19 protein-coding genes are annotated in these 19,365 nt (G+C 60.1%); 17 read left to right on the forward strand and 2 right to left on the reverse strand.

What is annotated here, in order from left to right:
• Window positions 1-110 precede the first annotated feature (110 nt).
• The 6 genes from FFV09_RS10850 to hslO all read left to right on the forward strand — a co-directional run bounded on the left by FFV09_RS10850 (window position 111) and on the right by hslO (window position 7,161).
• Window positions 111-1,034 (forward strand): protein kinase domain-containing protein, encoded by a 924-nt coding sequence (locus FFV09_RS10850; protein ID WP_170314996.1) that lies wholly within the window; start codon window positions 111-113, stop codon window positions 1,032-1,034.
• A 16-nt stretch (window positions 1,035-1,050) separates the two neighbouring features.
• Window positions 1,051-2,481 carry a tRNA lysidine(34) synthetase TilS gene (tilS, locus tag FFV09_RS10855; protein ID WP_246098527.1) on the forward strand — a complete coding sequence of 477 codons (1,431 nt, stop codon included), beginning with the start codon at window positions 1,051-1,053 and terminating at the stop codon, window positions 2,479-2,481.
• 71 nt (window positions 2,482-2,552) lie between these two features.
• On the forward strand, window positions 2,553-3,095 hold the full coding sequence (gene hpt, locus FFV09_RS10860; protein WP_141447851.1) for a hypoxanthine phosphoribosyltransferase: 543 nt from the start codon (window positions 2,553-2,555) through the stop codon (window positions 3,093-3,095).
• A gap of 156 nt (window positions 3,096-3,251) precedes the next feature.
• A complete protein-coding gene (ftsH, locus tag FFV09_RS10865; protein WP_141447852.1) occupies window positions 3,252-5,282 on the forward strand; it encodes an ATP-dependent zinc metalloprotease FtsH in 2,031 nt (676 codons plus the stop codon).
• Window positions 5,283-5,399: 117 nt separating this feature from the next.
• Window positions 5,400-6,176 (forward strand): type III pantothenate kinase, encoded by a 777-nt coding sequence (locus tag FFV09_RS10870; protein WP_141447853.1) that lies wholly within the window; start codon window positions 5,400-5,402, stop codon window positions 6,174-6,176.
• Between the two features lie 55 nt (window positions 6,177-6,231).
• Window positions 6,232-7,161 carry an Hsp33 family molecular chaperone HslO gene (hslO, locus tag FFV09_RS10875; protein WP_141447854.1) on the forward strand — a complete coding sequence of 310 codons (930 nt, stop codon included), beginning with the start codon at window positions 6,232-6,234 and terminating at the stop codon, window positions 7,159-7,161.
• Between the two features lie 292 nt (window positions 7,162-7,453).
• Here hslO and FFV09_RS23735 read toward each other — a convergent pair whose 3' ends face one another.
• Entirely contained in the window at window positions 7,454-7,600 is a 147-nt protein-coding gene (locus tag FFV09_RS23735) for a hypothetical protein (protein ID WP_170314997.1), read from the reverse strand.
• 261 nt (window positions 7,601-7,861) lie between these two features.
• Between FFV09_RS23735 and cysK the strand changes: the two genes are divergently transcribed.
• The 10 genes from cysK (at window position 7,862) to lysS (ending at window position 17,866) form a co-directional block, all read left to right on the forward strand.
• Window positions 7,862-8,800 (forward strand): cysteine synthase A, encoded by a 939-nt coding sequence (cysK, locus tag FFV09_RS10880; RefSeq protein WP_141447855.1) that lies wholly within the window; start codon window positions 7,862-7,864, stop codon window positions 8,798-8,800.
• A 270-nt stretch (window positions 8,801-9,070) separates the two neighbouring features.
• The gene (locus FFV09_RS10885) at window positions 9,071-10,684 is read left to right on the forward strand and encodes an anthranilate synthase component I family protein (RefSeq protein WP_141450432.1); all 1,614 of its coding nucleotides are present in this window, start codon (window positions 9,071-9,073) and stop codon (window positions 10,682-10,684) included.
• Window positions 10,681-11,268: an anthranilate synthase component II gene (locus FFV09_RS10890; protein WP_141447856.1), complete on the forward strand. Its 588-nt coding sequence runs from the start codon at window positions 10,681-10,683 to the stop codon at window positions 11,266-11,268. Before FFV09_RS10885 ends, FFV09_RS10890 begins: the two co-directional genes overlap by 4 nt.
• Window positions 11,265-12,164, forward strand: coding sequence for an aminotransferase class IV (locus FFV09_RS10895; protein WP_141447857.1), 900 nt, complete (start codon window positions 11,265-11,267; stop codon window positions 12,162-12,164). The genes FFV09_RS10890 and FFV09_RS10895 overlap by 4 nt, the downstream gene beginning before the upstream one ends.
• A gap of 3 nt (window positions 12,165-12,167) precedes the next feature.
• The gene (gene folP / locus FFV09_RS10900) at window positions 12,168-13,034 is read left to right on the forward strand and encodes a dihydropteroate synthase (protein WP_141447858.1); all 867 of its coding nucleotides are present in this window, start codon (window positions 12,168-12,170) and stop codon (window positions 13,032-13,034) included.
• Window positions 13,035-13,135: 101 nt separating this feature from the next.
• Entirely contained in the window at window positions 13,136-13,510 is a 375-nt protein-coding gene (gene folB, locus FFV09_RS10905; protein ID WP_141447859.1) for a dihydroneopterin aldolase, read from the forward strand.
• On the forward strand, window positions 13,510-14,043 hold the full coding sequence (gene folK, locus FFV09_RS10910; RefSeq protein ID WP_141450433.1) for a 2-amino-4-hydroxy-6-hydroxymethyldihydropteridine diphosphokinase: 534 nt from the start codon (window positions 13,510-13,512) through the stop codon (window positions 14,041-14,043). Before folB ends, folK begins: the two co-directional genes overlap by 1 nt.
• 57 nt (window positions 14,044-14,100) lie before the next feature.
• Window positions 14,101-15,093 carry a tRNA dihydrouridine synthase DusB gene (dusB, locus tag FFV09_RS10915; protein ID WP_141447860.1) on the forward strand — a complete coding sequence of 331 codons (993 nt, stop codon included), beginning with the start codon at window positions 14,101-14,103 and terminating at the stop codon, window positions 15,091-15,093.
• Window positions 15,094-15,625: 532 nt separating this feature from the next.
• On the forward strand, window positions 15,626-16,102 hold the full coding sequence (greA, locus tag FFV09_RS10920) for a transcription elongation factor GreA (protein ID WP_141447861.1): 477 nt from the start codon (window positions 15,626-15,628) through the stop codon (window positions 16,100-16,102).
• 252 nt (window positions 16,103-16,354) lie between these two features.
• Entirely contained in the window at window positions 16,355-17,866 is a 1,512-nt protein-coding gene (gene lysS, locus FFV09_RS10925) for a lysine--tRNA ligase (protein WP_141447862.1), read from the forward strand.
• A gap of 94 nt (window positions 17,867-17,960) precedes the next feature.
• Here lysS and FFV09_RS10930 read toward each other — a convergent pair whose 3' ends face one another.
• Window positions 17,961-18,560, reverse strand: coding sequence for a TetR/AcrR family transcriptional regulator (locus FFV09_RS10930; protein WP_246098528.1), 600 nt, complete (start codon window positions 18,558-18,560; stop codon window positions 17,961-17,963).
• 104 nt (window positions 18,561-18,664) lie between these two features.
• On the opposite strand from FFV09_RS10930, the gene FFV09_RS10935 reads away from it, so the two are divergent.
• Window positions 18,665-19,207, forward strand: coding sequence for a hypothetical protein (locus FFV09_RS10935; RefSeq protein WP_141447864.1), 543 nt, complete (start codon window positions 18,665-18,667; stop codon window positions 19,205-19,207).
• The last annotated feature ends 158 nt before the right edge of the window (window positions 19,208-19,365 follow it).

The following is a 19,365-nucleotide window of genomic DNA, read 5'->3' on the forward strand; positions in this document are numbered from 1 at the left end:
AGCGAACCGTGCTTTTTATCCGATAAAAGATAAGATGGGCTTCAAAATGTGCAAAAACTGCCGAAACTGTGAGATCGGCCGCAATCGCGCCGGAAAGGACGGGATGCCAAGTGGCAGCACCAGATTTGCCGGAATTCACACCGGGCAAGGTCGTAACCGGAGAACACCAGGGCGGGCAGTACACGATACAGGCGTTGATCGGACGCGGAGCGAACGGCAACGTCTATCTGGTGCGGTCGGCGGCCGGCCATCCGGCAGCGCTCAAAGCCGGCCCGGAAAAGCCGGAACTCAAAGCGGAAGTCGAAGTGCTGGCCGAGCTGAAAAAGCGCGAGCTTGAAAACGGCGACCATCGTTCGTTTCTGCTCGACGCCGACCGGTTCCGGACCGAAGATCGTTCCATTCCTTTTTACGTAATGAAATTCGTGCGCGGCATGCCGATCGACGCCTATATTCGCAAATACGGATACCGCCAGATCGGAGCCGCCGGGCTCGGCCTGCTCGACCGGCTGTCCGGGCTGCACCGCGCCGGCTTCATTTTCGGCGATCTCAAGCCATGCCACGTTCTGGTCGAAGAGAGCGGCGCCGTGGAGCTGGTCGATTACGGCGGCGCCAGCGCGATCGGCGCGAGCGTGAAGCAGTACAGCGGTTGGTACGACCGCAAATACTGGAACGCGGGCAGTCGCACCGCCGATCCCGGTTACGACCTGTTCGCTTTTGCGGTGCTCTGCCTGCACGTGTTCGACGAGCGGGGGCTGCGCCGGCTCGACGGGGCGCTGCTGCCCCAGACCCGCAGCGCGGAAGACCTGGTCCAGCTGGCCGGCCGGATTCCGGCGCTGCAAGTCTTCCGCCCCTGGCTGGAGCGGGCGCTGCACGGGCGCTTCACGGGCTCCGGGGAAGCGCATGCCTACTGGAAAGCGCTCTGCCGTCTGCATCCCGCCAAAGCGCGGAGAGGCTCTTCCAGGATGCTGACAGCCGCGTTCTGCGGCTCCCTGCTGCTGCTCGGGGCTGTCGTGTACGCGGCGCTGTCGCTATGAGACGAGGAGGGAGACGGTGAAGGACGACAACCGATTGTTGGAAGGACTGGACCGCGAAGCCGGCGAATACGGCATGTGGCGCGGCGGGGACACGATCGTGGTCGCCGTGTCCGGCGGACCGGATTCGATGGCGCTGCTGCATCTGCTGCACGGCTTGTCGCAGCGGCGGAATCTCCGCCTCGTCTGCGCGCACGTGAACCACGGCCTGCGGCCGGAAGAATCCGCGGCGGAAGCCGAGCGGGTGCGCGAAGCCGCGGACCGGCTCGGCCTGCCGTTCGAACTCGGCGAACCGGACGTCGGCGGGTACAAGCGCGAAGCGCGCCTCGGCACCCAGGCGGCGGCGCGCGAGCTGCGCTACCGGTTTTTGCGGGACGCGGCGCGCAGACACGGCGCGTCCGCTATCGCGCTGGCCCATCACGCGGACGACCAGGCGGAGACGGTCCTGCTGCATCTGCTGCGCGGCAGCGGAACCGGCGGACTGGGCGGCATGCGCCGGGTACGCGAATGGGACGGCGTTCGGTTGGTGCGGCCGCTGCTCGGTTTCGGCAAAGCCGATTTGATTGCTTTTTGCGAACAAAACGGGATCGGCTACGTGACGGACAGCAGCAACGCCCGGCCCGATTATGTCCGAAACCGGATTCGGCTGGAGACGATCCCGCATCTGGAGAGTTACAACGGGAAGCTGACCGCGGCGCTGAACCGGCTGGCCGACACGCTCGGCCCGGAAGAAGATTATTTGAACGAACAGGCCGCGCTTGCGTTTGAGCGGACCTGCGCGGAGGGTCCGAACGGCACGGAGCTTCGGACGGGAGCCTTTTCCGCCGAGCCCGTCGCTTTACAACGCAGGCTCGTTAAATTAATATTAAATTACCTGTCGGAACCGGACATGGAGACCGATTTTGCCAAGGTGGAGCTTGTCCGCCGGCGCTTGGTCTCTTCCGAAGATTCGACCTGGACGCTGGACCTCGGATACGGACGGACCTGCACGCGCGAATACGATCGTGCGTTTTTCCGTCTCGGCAGACCCGAGCCCGGCGTTCTTCGAACCGTGAGCATCGACAGGGAGCCGGGTATGCGCAGGCTGCAGTTCGGAAGTTTCGATATGGTCTTCAGGGAGGAGCGGGAAATTCCCGACGTCGAAACGATGAGGAATCCGGACCGCCGGGAAGTCGCGTTCGACGCGGATCGGCTGCAGTACCCGCTGACCTTGCGTTCGCGCCTTCCGGGAGATCGGATCGAGCTTCCGCGAGGAGCCGGCACGAAGAAAGTCAAAGATCTGCTGATCGACGAAAAGATCGCTCCGTCCGAGCGCGGCCTGATTCCGGTCGTATGCGACGCGCAGGGGCGCATCGTGTGGCTGGCCGGCCTGCGGCGCTCCGGACATGCCTGGATAGACGGGCGGAGCGAGAAGATTCTATATATTCGGATAGATCGGGCTCTTTGTTGACGGTTTTGGTTTATAAGATAGAAAGAAGATCAAGTCTCAATCAGATCACAATTGTGGGAGGGTCATGCACGTTGCAAAACGACATTCAGGAAGTGCTTATCAGCGAAGAGGAACTCCAGGCCAAAATCAAGGAACTGGGCGCGCAGCTCAGCGGCGAATACGCGGACCGCAATCCGCTCGTCATCTGCGTGTTGAAAGGCGCTTTCATTTTCATGGCCGACCTGGTCAAACGCATTACGGTACCGATCGAGCTCGACTTCATGGCGGTATCGAGCTACGGAGCGGCAACCAAGTCGTCCGGCGTCGTGAAGATCATCAAGGATCTGGACACGACGGTGGAAGGACGCGACGTGCTGATCGTGGAAGACATTATCGACAGCGGGCTGACGCTCAGCCACCTGATCGAACTGCTGAAGAACCGCAACGCCAAGAGCGTCAAGGTCGTTACGCTGTTCGACAAGCCGTCGGGCCGCTCGGTTAACATGGAAGCGGACTATACGGGTTTTGTTTTGCCGGACGCATTCGTTGTCGGGTACGGCCTGGATTACGCGGAACACTACCGCAACCTGCCGTATATCGGGGTACTCAAACCGGAGATTTACACCAAGGAATAGACGGTTCGGGCGTGCGGCGGGATCGGGACCGAAAGGTCGGCGAGACCGATGCGGCGAGACCGGGATTTGCGCTTCGAAGTCCGCTCCGCGTCTGAATTTGTGATGTGTGAACGGACTATGGTAAAATAAATTCAGTGTCTTGAGAGGAGGTTGGGGATGAATCGGTTCATCCGGAATTCTGGCTTTTATTTAATCCTTTTTCTTGTCGTGGTAGGCATCATTCAATTTTTGAACGGCGGCCGGGATACGGCCCAAGCTCCAAGATACGACGAACTGGTCGAGCAGGTTCAGAACGACAACGTGGCCAACGCTACGTTCCAATTCGATAACTACGCTTATTTGGTGACCGGTACGTACAAGGCTCCGTTGAAAGCCGACGCGCCAAAGACGTTCTCGACGTATATTCCATCCACCGAAACGGTGGTTAGCGATCTTACGACTAAAATGGAAGCGAACAACGTAGAGGTAACATGGAAGCCGATGCAGGGTCAAAGCATCTGGTTAACCTTATTCACCTCGTTCATTCCGCTTATCCTGATGTTCGTATTGTTCTTCTTCCTCTTTAACCAGTCCCAGGGCGGCGGCGGCAAAGTGATGAACTTTGGCAAGAGCAAAGCCAAACTGTACAGCGAAGAGAAGAAAAAAGTAACCTTCAACGACGTGGCCGGTGCGGACGAAGAGAAGCAGGAGCTCGTCGAAGTGGTCGAATTCCTCAAAGATTCGCGCAAATTCTCGGCGCTCGGCGCAAGAATTCCAAAAGGCGTTCTGCTCGTGGGCCCTCCGGGTACCGGTAAAACGCTGCTGGCCCGTGCGGTAGCCGGCGAAGCGGGCGTAGCCTTCTTCAGCATCTCCGGTTCCGACTTCGTCGAAATGTTCGTCGGCGTCGGCGCTTCGCGGGTTCGGGATTTGTTCGAAAACGCGAAGAAAAACGCGCCTTGTATTATCTTCATCGACGAAATCGACGCTGTCGGACGTCAGCGGGGCGCAGGCCTCGGCGGCGGACACGACGAACGCGAGCAGACGCTCAACCAGCTGCTCGTCGAGATGGACGGTTTCGGCGAAAACGAAGGCATCATCATCATCGCGGCGACGAACCGCGCGGATATTCTCGATCCGGCCCTGCTGCGTCCGGGACGTTTCGACCGTCAGATTACGGTCGACCGTCCGGACGTCAAAGGCCGCGAAGCGGTGCTGCACGTTCACGCACGCAACAAGCCGCTGACCAAAGACGTTCAGCTCGACAAGATCGCGAAGCGCACCACCGGTTTCTCGGGCGCGGATCTGCAAAACCTGCTGAACGAAGCGGCGCTGATCGCGGCACGCCGCGATCGCAAAGACATCTCGATGAAAGAAATCGACGAAGCGATCGACCGCGTTATCGTCGGCACGGAGAAGAAGAGCCGCGTCATCAGCGATCGCGAGAAACGCATCGTGGCTTACCACGAAGCGGGCCACACGATCGTGGGTTACTTCCTCGAACATGCCGACACGGTGCATAAGGTGACGATCATTCCGCGCGGTCGCGCGGGCGGATATGTCATTATGATGCCTAAGGAAGACCGTATGCTCGTCACGAAACAGGAATTGCTCGACCGCGTAACCGGCCTTCTGGGCGGACGCGTCTCCGAGGAACTGTTTATCGGCGAGATCGGCACGGGCGCATACAGCGACTTCCAGCAGGCGACCGGCATCGTGCGCAGCATGATCATGGAATACGGCATGAGCGAGAAGCTCGGTCCGATGCAGTTCGGAACCGGCCAGGGCCAAGTGTTCCTGGGCCGCGATCTCGGACACGAGCCGAACTACAGCGATGCCGTGGCGCATGAGATCGACCAGGAAATGCAGCGCTTTATTAACGAATCGTACGAGAGAGCGCGTCAGGTTCTGACCGATCATGCCAAAGAAGTGCATTTGATCGCGAATACGCTGCTTGAAGTCGAAACGCTGGAACTCGACCAGATCCGCAATCTGATCGAGACCGGTACGCTCGAAGGGCCGGAAGGCTCGACGAACACGCCGGACGGCGAAGGTTCGGAGCCCAAGGCTGAACCGACTTTCGACAGCATCGGCGAGACGAACGTTCGTCTGGACGAGTCCGATCCTGTCGGTCTCGGCAAAGACGGCGATATCCCGAACGATCCGATGAACAAACGCGGCGACTCCGGCGGCAGCGGCACGCAATCTTGATCCGCTGATCCATTTTGTCAGGGTCGACCTTTCACAAGCGAGACCGGAAAACGAATTCTCGTTTTCCGGTCTTTTGTTATGAGGCATGAGATCAACGCAAAGGGGGACAACAACCGCGTGATTCTTGTAGTGGACATCGGGAACACCAATATCGTGCTCGGCATGTACGAAGGCAGCGAACTGCTGCACCATTTCAGAATCAGCACCAGCCGGCAGACGACGAGCGACGAGTACGGCGTCATGATCTACAATCTGTTCCGCATGGCGGGCGTGGAAGCGGAGCGGATCGAAGGCGTCATGATCTCGTCCGTCGTTCCCCCGATCGTCGGCGTGATCGAGCAGATGTGCCGCACCTATCTCAAAAAGACGCCGTTGGTCGTCGGCCCCGGCATCAAGACCGGCTTGAATCTCCGCTACGAAAATCCGCGCGAGATCGGCGCGGACCGGATCGTCAACGCCGTCGCCGCCGTGGAACTGTACGGCGGGCCGGTAGTCGTCGTCGACTTCGGCACGGCCACGACGTTCGATTGCATCGACGCGCAGGGCACTTACCTGGGCGGCGCCATCGTGCCCGGGATCGGCATCTCGACCGAAGCGTTGTACCAGAGAGCTTCAAAGCTGCCGAGAATCGAGCTGGAGAAGCCGAAGAAGGTCATCGGACGCAACACCATCCATGCGATGCAGTCGGGCATTATCTACGGGTATGCGGGACAGGTGGACGGCATCGTCAAACGGATTCGTCAGGAGATGAATACGGAACTGCAGGTGATCGCGACCGGCGGACTCGCGCCTTTGATCTGCGCAGAGACCGAGTCGGTCCGCGAAGTCAATCCGCTGCTTACGCTCGAAGGGCTGCGCCTGATCTACGAACGCAACAAAGCTTTGACCCGATAACGGTCCAACTATAGAGGCCGCTCACGCGAGCGGCCGGAAGCGGAGGAAACTGCTCATGGAAAATCTGGAGCCTATGCATCAACAAAACGGAGAGTCCGAATCATCGGAAGAACGCGATTACCTCGTGCGGGGAACCGCGCTGGGCGGCAAAGTCCGCGCGTTCGCGGTACGGAGCACCCAATTGGTCGAAGAGCTGCGCAAGCGTCACGACACATTCCCGACGGCCACGGCTGCACTGGGACGCACGCTGACCACGGCCGCCATGATGGGCGCGATGCTTAAAGGCGAAGAGAAACTGACGATTCAGGTCAAAGGAGACGGGCCGCTCGGCCAGATCGTCGCCGATGCCAATGCCAGAGGCGAAGTGCGCGGTTATGTCGATAACCCGCATGTCCACCTGCCGAGCAACGCCATGGGCAAACTCGACGTGGCCGGCGCGGTCGGAACCGAAGGGTTCCTGTACGTCATCAAGGATCTGGGCCTCAAGGAACCTTACCGCGGCAGCGTGCCGATCGTGTCGGGCGAACTCGGCGAAGATTTCACGTATTACTTCGCGGCGTCCGAACAGACGCCTTCGGCTGTCGGCATCGGGGTGCTCGTCGCGCCGGAAGGCCAGGTCATCAGCGCGGGCGGCCTGATCGTGCAACTGCTGCCGGGCCTGGCCGACGAAGAGATCGACGCGATCGAAGGCGCTATCGCTTCGCTGCCTCCGGTATCGGCATTGATCGATCAGGGGCTGTCGCCGGAAGAATTGATCAAATGGGTGCTGCCGGACGTGCAGATCCAGGAATCGCTGAACATCGATTTCCGCTGCGAATGCTCGCGCGAGCGCGTGGAACGTACGCTGATCAGCCTCGGGTCCGAAGAGATCCAGGCGATCATCGACGAGCAGGGTGTGGCGGAAGTCGTCTGCCACTTCTGTAACGAAGCGTACCAGTTCGAGCGCGAAGACCTGCAAAGCATTCTGGAACAGACCCGCCGCTAAAAGCGTTCCGCTGACAAAGCCGCCGGTCCAGGCTGCCGGTAACAGCCTTCGATCAATAGTCTTCGATCGACAGCCTTCTATCAACAGCTTTTAATGAACAGCTTTCGATCGACGGCCGTTACCAAGTCGGAATCGCTCAAAACGAACAGCAAAAAGCCGTTCCCTGCCGGGAACGGCTTTTTGCCGAGTGCGGCTTGCGCGAACTTCCGCAAGCTGCCGGCGCCTATCGGCGTTCGGGCGCGGCGGAATGCGGAATGCTCCGTCCGCATCGCCTGCCGCCGGGGCTGCAAGGTCAAATGACGGTGCTGTTGCTGATCTTGTCGTCTTTGCGTCCCATCGATTGGATCTGGGTCATCAGCTTGCCGCGCGATTCCTTGCTGCGCAGCAGGTAAGCGGCTCCCAGACCGACAGCGACTCCGAGCAGGGTGTTCCGTTTCATGTCGTCGTCCTCCTTCGTAGGCAAATCCTGATTTTAGATAAGCTTATTCGAGATTTACCCCCTGCCCCGCGAGCGAAACGCGCCGAAGCAAAGGAGACGGCGGCTATAGCGAAAAATAGACCGTCTCCGTATGCCCGGTGTTCGTTGACAGGCCGCATTCGGATTTGCTAAGATAAAAGAAGTTGAAAACCTACTTTTTCACTCGGATTAAGTTCCGGGAAATCGGATATAAGTGTACCCACTTTCGAAGGAGGATTTACCATGGCCAAAGTCGTTAACAGCATTACGGATCTGATCGGAGATACGCCTCTCGTCCGCTTGAACCGGATCGTTCCGGAAGACAGCGCGGAGATTTATTTGAAACTGGAATATCAGAATCCGGGCGCCAGCGTTAAAGACCGGATCGCGATCAGCATGGTGGAAGCGGCCGAAGCGGACGGACGCCTGAAGCCGGGCGGCACGATCATCGAAGCGACGAGCGGCAACACGGGCATCGGCCTGGCCATGGTAGCGGCGGCAAAAGGATACAAGTCCGTGATCGTCATGCCGGAAACGATGAGCCTTGAGCGCCGCAACCTGCTGCGTGCCTACGGAGCGGAACTCGTGCTCACGCCGGGATCGGAAGGCATGAACGGAGCGGTACGCAAAGCCGAAGAGCTGTTGGCCGAGAATCCGGATTACTTCATGGCCGAGCAGTTCAAGAACGAAGCGAACGTGAAGATCCACCGCGAGACGACGGGACCCGAAATCGTGGAAGCCATCCACTCGATCGGCGGTACGCTGGACGCATTCGTGGCGGGCATCGGTACGGGCGGCACGATCTCCGGCGCCGGCGAAGTGCTGAGAACGAACTTCCCGGAAGTGAAGATCTACGCGGTCGAGCCTGCGGCTTCGCCGATTCTGGCCGGCGGCAAGCCGGGTCCGCACAAGATTCAGGGTATCGGAGCCAACTTCGTTCCGGATATTCTCAACCAGAAGATCTACGACGAGATTCTGCACGTGGAAAATGACGAAGCGTTCGAGACGGCTCGCACCGTAGCGAAGGAAGAAGGCATCCTGTCCGGCATTTCGTCCGGCGCCGCCGTATTCGCCGCGCTCAAAGTGGCGAAAGAACTCGGCAAGGGCAAACGGATCGTCGTCATCATCCCGAGCAACGGCGAACGGTACCTCAGCACGCCGCTGTACAACTTCGAGAACTGATCGACGGCTGCGAAGCCGAACGATTTTAACCGAATATGTCCAACACCCCCGCTCCTTGCGCTTGCATGAGGCGGGGGTGTTGTGCGTAAAGGCCAATTCCTGCTCGTTTTTCACGGTTTCCTGCATGCTTAAGTCCCGAATTTGCGCCTGCCCGAACTCCCGTTTCGTTTTGCCGCTACCTTAGGCCGTCCCTTCGTCGTATAATGGACAAAAATCGAATCCGATCGTTTGGACGATATCCGAAGGAGTGCAGTCAGGTTGAGCGAGACGATGACATCCCTTGCGCAGTGGACGGAGTGGAGAGAACAGGGGTATACCCGGCTTCCTTATCTGCGGCGCGACACTTTGCAGAAGCTGCCCGAGTCTTGGCTGCGGGCTTGGAGCGAAGCGTCGCCTTATGCTTTCGTGCTGGAGAGCGGGAAGGAAGGCCGCTATACGTTTCTCGGACTGGAAGCCGAATCCGTGCTGCAGGGACGGGGCGAAGCGGCACGAATTACCGATTTTGCGGACCGGCTCGATCCCGAGCCGGTCGGGCCGGCGGAACAGGCCGTGCAGGGCGCCCCGCTCGACGTGATCCGCGCCTGGATGGAGCCGCACCGCGCGCCGCGCGTACCCGGCGGCCCCAAATTTTGCGGCGGCGCGGTGGGCTTCCTCGCGTACGACGTCGCGCGTTCGCTGGAACGGCTGCCGGCGCTGGCCGAAGACGACCTGGCCCAGGGCGGCCTGCCGGACTACGCGTTCATGCGGCTGCGCCAGCTGTGGATCGTGGATCACCAGGAGCAGGCCGTATATGTCTCGGTCTGTCTGCCGGCCGCCGAATCGGAAGCTTCGGCCGAAGCCGGGGCGCAGGCAGGCGGCGCCGGGCGTTCGCTTGCGTCCGCCTACGCGCAGGCGGAGCGGGAAGCGGAGCGCATGCTGCGGCGCTGGCGCGAGTTCGAACGCGAAGCACTGCCGTGGGACGCGAAGCGCCGGATCGAGATCGCCGCGGAAGCGGAGCGGCATATGGACGGGCGCAGCGACGTGGACGGCTTTGAAGCGTCGTTTGCCCAGGAGGCATTCCAACAGGCGGTACGCCGCGTGCAGGAATACATTCGCAGCGGAGACGTGTTCCAGATCAATCTGTCGCTGCGCAAACAGCGGAAGCTCAAAGCTTCGCCCGAACAGGTCTACGAGTGGATGCGCCTCGTGAACCCGTCGCCGTACATGGGCCTGCTGCGCTTTCTGGAGTTTCAGCTGGTCTCCGGTTCGCCGGAGCTGCTCGTACGGCTCGAAGACGGCCGGCTGGCCGCCCGGCCGATTGCCGGAACGCGCCGGCGCGGGTCGACGCCGGAAGAAGACCTTCGCATGGCCGAGGAACTGGCCGGCAGCGAGAAAGAGCGGGCCGAGCATATCATGCTCGTCGATTTGCAGCGCAACGATCTCGGGCGGGTCGCCGCCTACGGTTCCGTCCATGTGCCGGAACTGATGACGATCGAGCGCTACGCGCACGTCATGCACCTGGTGTCGCAGGTGGAAGCGGACCTTGCGCCGGGCAAAACGGCGTACGACGTTATCGCCGGCGTATTTCCCGGCGGAACGATCACGGGTGCGCCCAAAGTGCGCACGATGCAGATCGTCGAGGAGCTGGAGCCGGTGCGCCGCGGACCGTATACCGGTTCGATGGGCTGGATTGACTACGGAGGCAATATGGAATTAAATATTATTATTCGCACGCTCGTCGTGCAAAACGGCGTGGGCCATATGCAGGCGGGAGCGGGCATCGTCATCGATTCCGATCCGTACCGCGAATATCGCGAGAGCCATAACAAGGCGAGGTCGGTCGGCCGGGCCGTATGGTGCGCCGAGCGGGCGGCGGCCGAAGACGGGAAAGGGGAATCCCATTGATTCTGGTCATCGACAATTACGATTCGTTTACCTATAATCTGGTCCAGTATTTGGGAGAGCTCGGCGAGACGGTGATCGTCCGCCGCAACGACGAGATCGATCCTGCCGGCATCCGGGAGCTGGCGCCGGATCGCCTGCTGCTCTCGCCCGGACCGTGCACGCCGGACGACGCCGGCATCACGCTTGACGTCATTCGGCAGTTCAAGGCGGAGATTCCGATTCTCGGTGTATGTCTCGGCCATCAGGCGATCGGGCAAGCTTTCGGCGGCCGCGTCATTCGCGCGGACCGTCTGATGCACGGCAAGACTTCGCCGATCCTGCATCGCGGCGCGTCCGTGTTCGAAGGGCTGCCTTCGCCGCTGACCGCCGCGCGCTACCATTCGCTGATCGTCGAGGCCGCCACGCTGCCGGACTGCCTGGAAGTGACCGCCTGGACGGCGGAAGGCGAGATCATGGGACTGCGCCATCGGGACTATCCGGTCGAAGGCGTCCAGTTCCATCCCGAGTCGATCGTGACGGAGCATGGGCACCGCATGCTGGCCCGCTTTCTCGGGCGGACTCCCGCCGCGGACGTGCGGGCATGAGCGGCGCCGCGAATTACGTCGGGCTGAACGGCCGGATCGTCGATACGGCGCAGGCCGCCGTGTCGGTCATGGATCATGGCCTCATGTACGGGATGGGCTTGTTCGAGACGTTCCGCACCTACGGCGGCGAGCCGTTTATGTTCGAACGCCATCTGGAGCGTATGCTTCGCGGCTGCGACGAACTGCGTATCCGCTGGGACGCCGATCCGCAGGCGCTGCGGGCGGAAATCGCCGCGCTGCTGGCGGCGAACGGGCTGGCCGAAGGCTATGTCCGGCTGACGCTGACCGCAGGCTGCGACGAGCTGGGCCTGCCGTCCAGCCGCTTCTATGAGCGGCCGAACCGGATCGTCTACGTCAAGGCGCTGCCGACGCCGCCGGCCGCCTGGTACGCGGAAGGCCGCACGCTGCAGGTGCTGCATACGCGCCGCAATACGCCCGAAGGGGCGGAGCGGCTCAAATCGCTCCATTACATGAACGGCATTTTGGGCCGCCGCGAACTGGACGGCATTCCCGGCGCCGAAGGCGCCGAAGGACTGATGCTTACCCGCGAAGGGCATATCGCCGAAGGCATCGTCGCGAACGTGTTTTTCGCTGCCGGAGGCACGCTGCACACGCCGTCTGTCGATACCGGCATTCTGCCCGGCATTACGCGGGCGTTCGTGCTTGAGCTGGCGCGACGTCTCGGCATTCCGGTCCGGGAAGGCCGATACGGTCTGGACCGACTGGCCGAAGCCGACGAGATTTTCCTGACCGGCTCGGTCCAGGGGATCGTGCCGGTGCGGCTGCTTCGGCAGCCCGACGGCACGGAGCTTGCGATCGGCGCGGGAAGGCCGGGCCCGCTGACGCTTCGCCTGACGGAGGAGTACGGCCACTATACGAAAGAAACGGGGAACTAACACATGAAGCCTATTCTTCATATCCGTCATTACGCTTGGGGCGACGTCCGCCTGAACCTGGGCCGCGCCACGCGAATCATGGGGATTCTGAACACCACGCCCGATTCTTTTTCCGACGGGGGCCGTTACGTGAACATCGAAGCGGCCGTCCGCCATGCCCGCGAGATGGTGCTGGCCGGAGCCGACCTGATCGACATCGGCGGCGAGTCGACCCGTCCGGGCGCCGATCCCGTCTCGCTGGACGAAGAACTGTCGCGCATCCTGCCGGTGATCGAAGCGCTGCGGCGCGAGATGCCGGGCATTCCGCTGTCCGTCGACACGTACAAAGCCGAAGTCGCCCGCCAGTCGCTGGCGGCCGGCGCGCATATCATCAACGACGTGTGGGGCGGCAAAGCCGATACGCGCATGGCGCAGGTCGCCGCGGAATCGGGCTGTCCGATCGTGCTGACGCATAATCGTCCCGAACCGAATTACGAAGACCTGCTGGGCGACGTCGCCGCCGATCTGATGGAGAGCGTGCAGATCGCCCGCGCCGCCGGGGTGCTGGACGAGAACATCATTTTGGACCCGGGCATCGGCTTCGCCAAGAACGGCGAAGAGAATCTGCGGATCATGACGCAGCTCGGCCGGCTGGTCGAACTGGGATTCCCCGTGCTGCTCGGCACGTCGCGCAAACGGTTTATCCGCGAAGTGCTCAACCTGCCGGCGGACGACGTCGTCGAAGGCACCGCCGCGACCGTCGCTTTCGGCATCGCCGAAGGCTGCCAGATCGTGCGGGTGCACGACGTCGCTTCGATCAAACGGACCGTGGCCATGTGCGACGCCATGCTGTACGCGGAGTCCGGCCGCTCCTACGAACCCCGTACATAAATTCAGGCAGGCTGCGAACCGAGTGCCGCGGGCGTCTTCTTGCGAAGCGTTCCCGGCTCTCCGCGCAGCCTGAATCTTTTTCGCGGAAAGGCGGAACTATTATGGACAAAATGATCATCTCCCGCATGGAATATTACGGACGCCACGGCGTATTCGAGGAAGAACGCCGGCTCGGACAGCGGTTCTACGTAGGTTTGGAACTTGAAATGGACCTGTCCGCGGCGGGATTGACCGACGATCTGGAGCAGGCCGTCAATTACGCCGAAGTGCACGAGACGGTCAAAAGCGTCGTCGAAGGCGAGTCCGTCAAGCTGATCGAGGCGCTCGCCGAACGTATTGCATCCGCGGTGCTGCGCACTTATACTAGGGTGGAAGCGGCGACCGTACGCGTCACCAAGCCGCATCCTCCGTTCGATATCCATTTCGAAGGCGTGACCGTGGAGATTCGCCGGAGCCGAAAGAGAGAGCAGGCATGATGAACGAACACGCCCGAACTTCCACCTCTGAGCAATCAGAGGCTTATATTGCTTTGGGGGCCAATCTCGGCCGCCGCGAAGAGACGCTGCGCGAGGCGCTGCGGTTGTTGAACGAACAGCCGGAGATCGAAGTGCTGCGTGTCTCCGACGTATACGAGACCGATCCGGTCGGCTACGCCGACCAGCCGCCTTTTCTGAACATGGCCGCGGTAGTCGGCACGTCGATGCCGCCGCACCGGCTGCTCGAAATTATGCAGACGGTCGAAGACCGCCTGGGCCGGGTGCGCGATATCCGCTTCGGACCGCGAACCGCCGATCTGGACCTGCTGTGGATGAACGGCCTCGCGGTCGAGACGACCGAGCTGACGCTGCCGCATCCGCGTATGCACGAACGCTTCTTCGTGCTCGTGCCGCTCGACGACGTCGTGCCGCCGGAAGAGCCTTCCGGCCTGCGCGCGCTCGTCGACCGCTCGTTGGCCGAGCTCGGCCCGGCAGCGGGCATCGCCCGTTTTTCCGGCCCCCTGTTTCCTTAATGCCGTCCTGCCGCTTCGCCCGAAAGGGCTTCAATAGATAAATGAGGTGAGTTTACGATGCTGAAAATCGGCGAGATCGAACTGAAAAACCGTGTCGTGCTGGCTCCGATGGCCGGCGTCTGCAATCCCGCTTTTCGCCTGATCGCCAAAGAGTTCGGCACGGGACTCGTCTGCGCGGAGATGGTCAGCGACAAAGCGATTCTCAACGGCAACAAGCGCACGCGCGAGATGCTGTTCGTCGACGAACGCGAAAAGCCGCTCAGCCTGCAAATTTTCGGCGGCGACCGCGCTTCGCTTGTCGAAGCGGCGAAAGTTGTCGACCAGGAGACCAACGCGGACATTATCGATATCAACATGGGCTGCCCGGTTCCCAAAGTGACCAAATGCGATGCCGGCGCCCGTTGGCTGCTCAACCCCGAGAAAATTTACGAGATGGTCTCCGCCGTGACCGCCGCCGTCCAAAAGCCGGTCACGGTCAAGATGCGTATCGGTTGGGACAGCGAGCATATTTTCATCGAGCAGAACGCCAAAGCGGCCGAAGCGGCCGGGGCGAGCGCGATCAGCGTCCACGGCCGTACGCGCGAGCAGCTCTATACCGGGCACGCCGACTGGAGCTGGATCAAGCTGGCCAAATCTTCCGTCAGCATTCCGGTCATCGGCAACGGGGACGTCCTGACGCCGGAAGACGCCAAGCGCATGCTCGATACGACGGGCTGCGACGGGGTCATGATCGGCCGCGGTGCGCTCGGCAACCCATGGATGCTGTACAGCACCATCCATTACCTGGAGACCGGCGAGCTGCTCACCGATCCGCCGCCGGAAGACAAAGTGCGCATCGCCGTCCTGCATATGGACCGCCTTATCGCGCTCAAGGGCGAGAACGTCGCCGTACGCGAAATGCGCAAGCATTTGTCGTGGTACCTCAAAGGGCTCAAAGGTTCCGCGAGTATCAAGGACACGATCATGGAAGGCACGACCCGCGATCAGATGGTACGCATCCTCGACGGATACCTGGCCAATCTGCCGCAGCTTGTCGCCGCCGAAGCCTGAGTGCTCCCCGTGGAACATTTTCGGCCAAAATCCGCGATCATTCGACGAAAAGGGCCGGAAATCCGGTCCTTTTTTGTATAAATAAAACGTTTTCATTTGGGCCCGGAAACACATTGACTTTTCGTAGTGCTTCCCATATAATTTGTCAGTATAAATTCGCCTCACCAACATAATTTCCAAAATGCGGAATATGCGCGCTTTGCCTGGATGCGGCATTGTATAGACGCGAACGGTGCTTCGTACGTTGGCTGCCCGGCTGCCGGCATTGAGTCCGGCGAATCCTTTCGGGGACTTCCGCGGGCAAAGAACTTCGGGCCGGGTCAACGTGCCGCGCCGACGTTCTTGGAGATATAACGGCTTCGGCCCCGGCTGCCCGTCAATATCTTTCTTAAGTCGAGAAACGCAGTGCGTCGATGTCTTAAAAGGCGTGATCGTTTCTATTTTGTCATCGCCGTCTTTACAGGGATTTCGTAATTAACCGGATGTGAGAGTGCGAAAATCTACTATTCACATGACAGGAGAATCGGTACAGATGAGCGATAAAGAGGTTATTCTCACCCAGGACGGGCTGAAGAAGTTGGAAGATGAATTGGAGCACCTGAAATCCGTGAAACGCCGCGAAGTCGCGGAACGGATCAAAGTGGCGATCGGCTACGGCGATATCAGCGAAAACTCCGAATACGAAGACGCCAAAAACGAACAGGCTTTCATCGAAGGCCGTGTCATCACGCTGGAGAAAATGCTGCGCAACGCGCGGATCATCAACAGCGACGAGATCGCGACCGACGTCGTCAGCGTAGGATCGACCGTTCAGGTCAAAGATCTGGAATTCGGCGACGAAGTGGAGTACACCATCGTCGGCTCTGCGGAATCGAATCCGCTGGAGAACCGCATTTCCAACGAAAGTCCGGTCGGCATGGCGCTGCTGGGCAAATCCGTAGGCGCGACGGTCGACGTCAGCGTTCCGGCGGGTGTGCTTCAATACACGATCCTCGGCATCAGAAAATAATTCAATTCCGGACAAACAAGCAGCACTTTTCCGGTACCCCGGGCTTCCCGTCTCCGTTTTGGCACTTGTCCAAGCGGAAGCGGGAGCTTTTTTTGTGCCGCTTTGCGCAGCAGGCGCCTTTTCCTGTCGGCGCTGCGGCTTTCGCGGTTGACGAAAGCGACGATTTGCAACGATAATATAGGTTGACGATAAGCGAGGCCGGCAAAGCATTTCCAATGCGGGCCGCCGCTAAGGACAGGAGCTGAAACACAAGTGTCTGAAGAAAACACGAACCAGGAAAACCAGGAAGTCGAATTGAGCGAACTGCTTAAGGTACGCCGCGAAAAACTGGGTGAACTGAAAGAGCTCGGCATCGATCCGTTCGGCGCCAAGTTCGAACGCGACGAGACGGCAGCCGGTATCATGGCCAAGTACGACACGATGGACAAAGACGAGCTGGAAGAAAAAGCGATCGAAGTGCGCCTGGCCGGCCGCATCATGGCCAAGCGCGCGATGGGCAAAGCCAGCTTCGCCCATATTCAGGACCTGACCGGCCGTATTCAATTATATGTACGTAAAGACAGCGTGGCCGAGGAGCAATACGGCGCGTTTACGATTCTCGATCTCGGCGACATCGTCGGCATCCGCGGCACGGTGTTCAAGACGAAGACCGGCGAGACGACGGTCAAAGTCTCGGAATTGACCGTTCTGACCAAGTCGCTGCAGCCGCTGCCCGACAAGTATCACGGACTCAAGGACGTAGAGCTGCGCTACCGCCAGCGTTACGTCGACATGATCGTCAACCCGGAAGTGCAGCAGACGTTTATCCTGCGTTCGCGTATCATCCAGTCGATGCGCCGCTACCTGGATTCGCTCGGCTACCTCGAAGTCGAGACGCCGACGCTGCATTCCATCGCGGGCGGCGCGGCCGCTCGTCCGTTCATTACGCATCACAACGCGCTCGACATGGAACTGTACATGCGGATCGCGATCGAGCTGCATCTGAAGCGCCTGATCGTGGGCGGTCTGGAGAAAGTATACGAGATCGGCCGCGTCTACCGGAACGAAGGCACGTCGACCCGCCACAACCCGGAATTCACGATGATCGAGCTGTACGAAGCTTACGCCGACTACAAGGACATCATGAGCCTGGTGGAGAACATGGTCGCGCATATCGCCCAGGAAGTGCTCGGCACGACGACGATCCAGTACCAGGGCCAGGAGATCGACCTCAAGCCGCAGTGGCGCCGGGTGTCTATGGTCGATGCGGTCAAGGAAGTGACCGGCGTGGACTTCGGCGCGCCTATGACCGACGAAGAAGCGCATGCGCTGGCCAAGGAACATAAAGTTCCGGTCGAGAAGCACATGAAGTTCGGGCACGTCCTGAACGCCTTCTTCGAGCAGTTCGTGGAAGAGACGCTGATTCAGCCGACCTTCGTAACCGGACATCCGCTCGAAATTTCGCCGCTGGCGAAAAAGAACGACGAAGATCCGCGCTTTACCGACCGGTTCGAGTTGTTCGTCGTCGCGCGGGAGCACGCCAACGCGTTCAGCGAGCTGAACGACCCGATCGACCAGCGCCAGCGCTTCGAAGCGCAGCTGGTCGAGAAAGAGCACGGCAACGACGAAGCGCACGAGATGGACGAAGACTTTATCCGCGCGCTGGAATACGGCATGCCGCCTACGGGCGGTCTCGGCATCGGCATCGACCGTCTGGTCATGCTGCTGACCGACGCTCCGTCGATCCGCGACGTCCTTCTGTTCCCGCACATGCGGAATCTGTAGGCGCGGCAATCGGCATACGTCACATCTAACGACATACACCAAAAAGGAGAAGGCGCCCCGGCGCCTTCTCCTTTTTTTGTCCTCCTTTTGCGGATTAATCAGTCTTCTTGCACAAAGCATCGAGGTATTCATCCAGCAGTTTCTCCATTAAAGGGGGCGGCATGCGTTCGGGATACAGCAGTCCGTGCAGCGCGACCCCGTCGACGAACGTCAGCATCTTCACCGCTTCTTCTTCGACGCGCAGCGTTTTCGAAGCAAACTCGTACTCGACGAGCGCTTGAAGAATCAGCGTTATCGCGTGCTTCATCTGCTCGTAGACGCGGTCCGCGTGTTCGCGCAGCGAAGGTTCCGACATCGTTTTTGACGCGAAAGCCAACCATACTTCCATTTCGGAACGGCTTTCTTCATGGCAAGGCACCAATTCGCGCAGCACGTCTCGGGCCACTTCCGGCACCGGACGATCGAAAGAGTAAGCCGAGACCCGTCGGGTGACGCGTTCCGAGACCAGATGCATGGAGAAGGAAAAGAGTTCGGCCTGCGTGGAGAAGTAATGCCGCATCGACCCCGGCGATACGCCGGCTTCCTGCGCGACGTTGCGGACGGAAGCCTGTTCGATGCCCGAGCGGCGGATGACTCTCCAGGCGGCTTCGGCGACTTTGATTTTTTGTTGTTCGTGATCGACGATTTTTGGCATATCCCCATTATAACACAGATGTATTTTAACGGTTTCTTTTTTGGTACGAGTGTGTTACTATGTTCTATATAATACGGTTGTGTTAAAAAAGAGGGGGAAGAGTGATGATCGGTTGGTTGATCGTGGCGTGCGAGATCGGATTTTGGGTGATCATCCTGGCGGGGCTGGTCACCCGCTACGTACTGAAGAAAAAGAAAGCGGGTGCGCTGCTGCTGATGCTCACGCCGGTCGTCGATCTGGTGCTGCTCACGGCTACGATCCTCGATATCCGGCAGGGAGGCGAAGCGGGCTTCGTACACGGGCTTGCGGCTGTCTATCTCGGGTGCACGGTCGCGTTCGGGCACAGCATGATCCGATGGGCGGACGAGCGCTTTGCGCACAAGTTCGCGAACGGTCCGGCACCGGAAGACAAGCCCAAGCGAGGGACGGCTCATGCGGCTATGGAGAGACGGAGTTGGTATCGGCATCTGTTGGCCTGGACGATCGGCAGCGGGCTGCTTGCCCTTATGATTCTGTTGATCGGGGATGCACAGCGATCGGAAGCTTTGCAGCAGTGGATTATGCGCTGGGCGATTGTGCTGGGCATCGACTTCGTCATCAGCTTCAGCTATACGCTGTGGCCCAGACCCGAGGGGAAGCGGGCTTAGAATGCGGGAATAGAAGAGGAGCGGCGGCGCGAATATAGGAAATAATCGTTTTTTGAAAAAAGTGCTTGCCTTCCTTGTTCCAGCGTGATATATTCTAGGAACGGCCTTGAGAGAGTGACCGAGCGGTTCGAACGAGTGAGCAGGACAAAGATGAAATC

The sequence above is a fragment of the Saccharibacillus brassicae genome (assembly GCF_006542275.1).
GTDB classification, from domain to species: domain Bacteria; phylum Bacillota; class Bacilli; order Paenibacillales; family Paenibacillaceae; genus Saccharibacillus; species Saccharibacillus brassicae.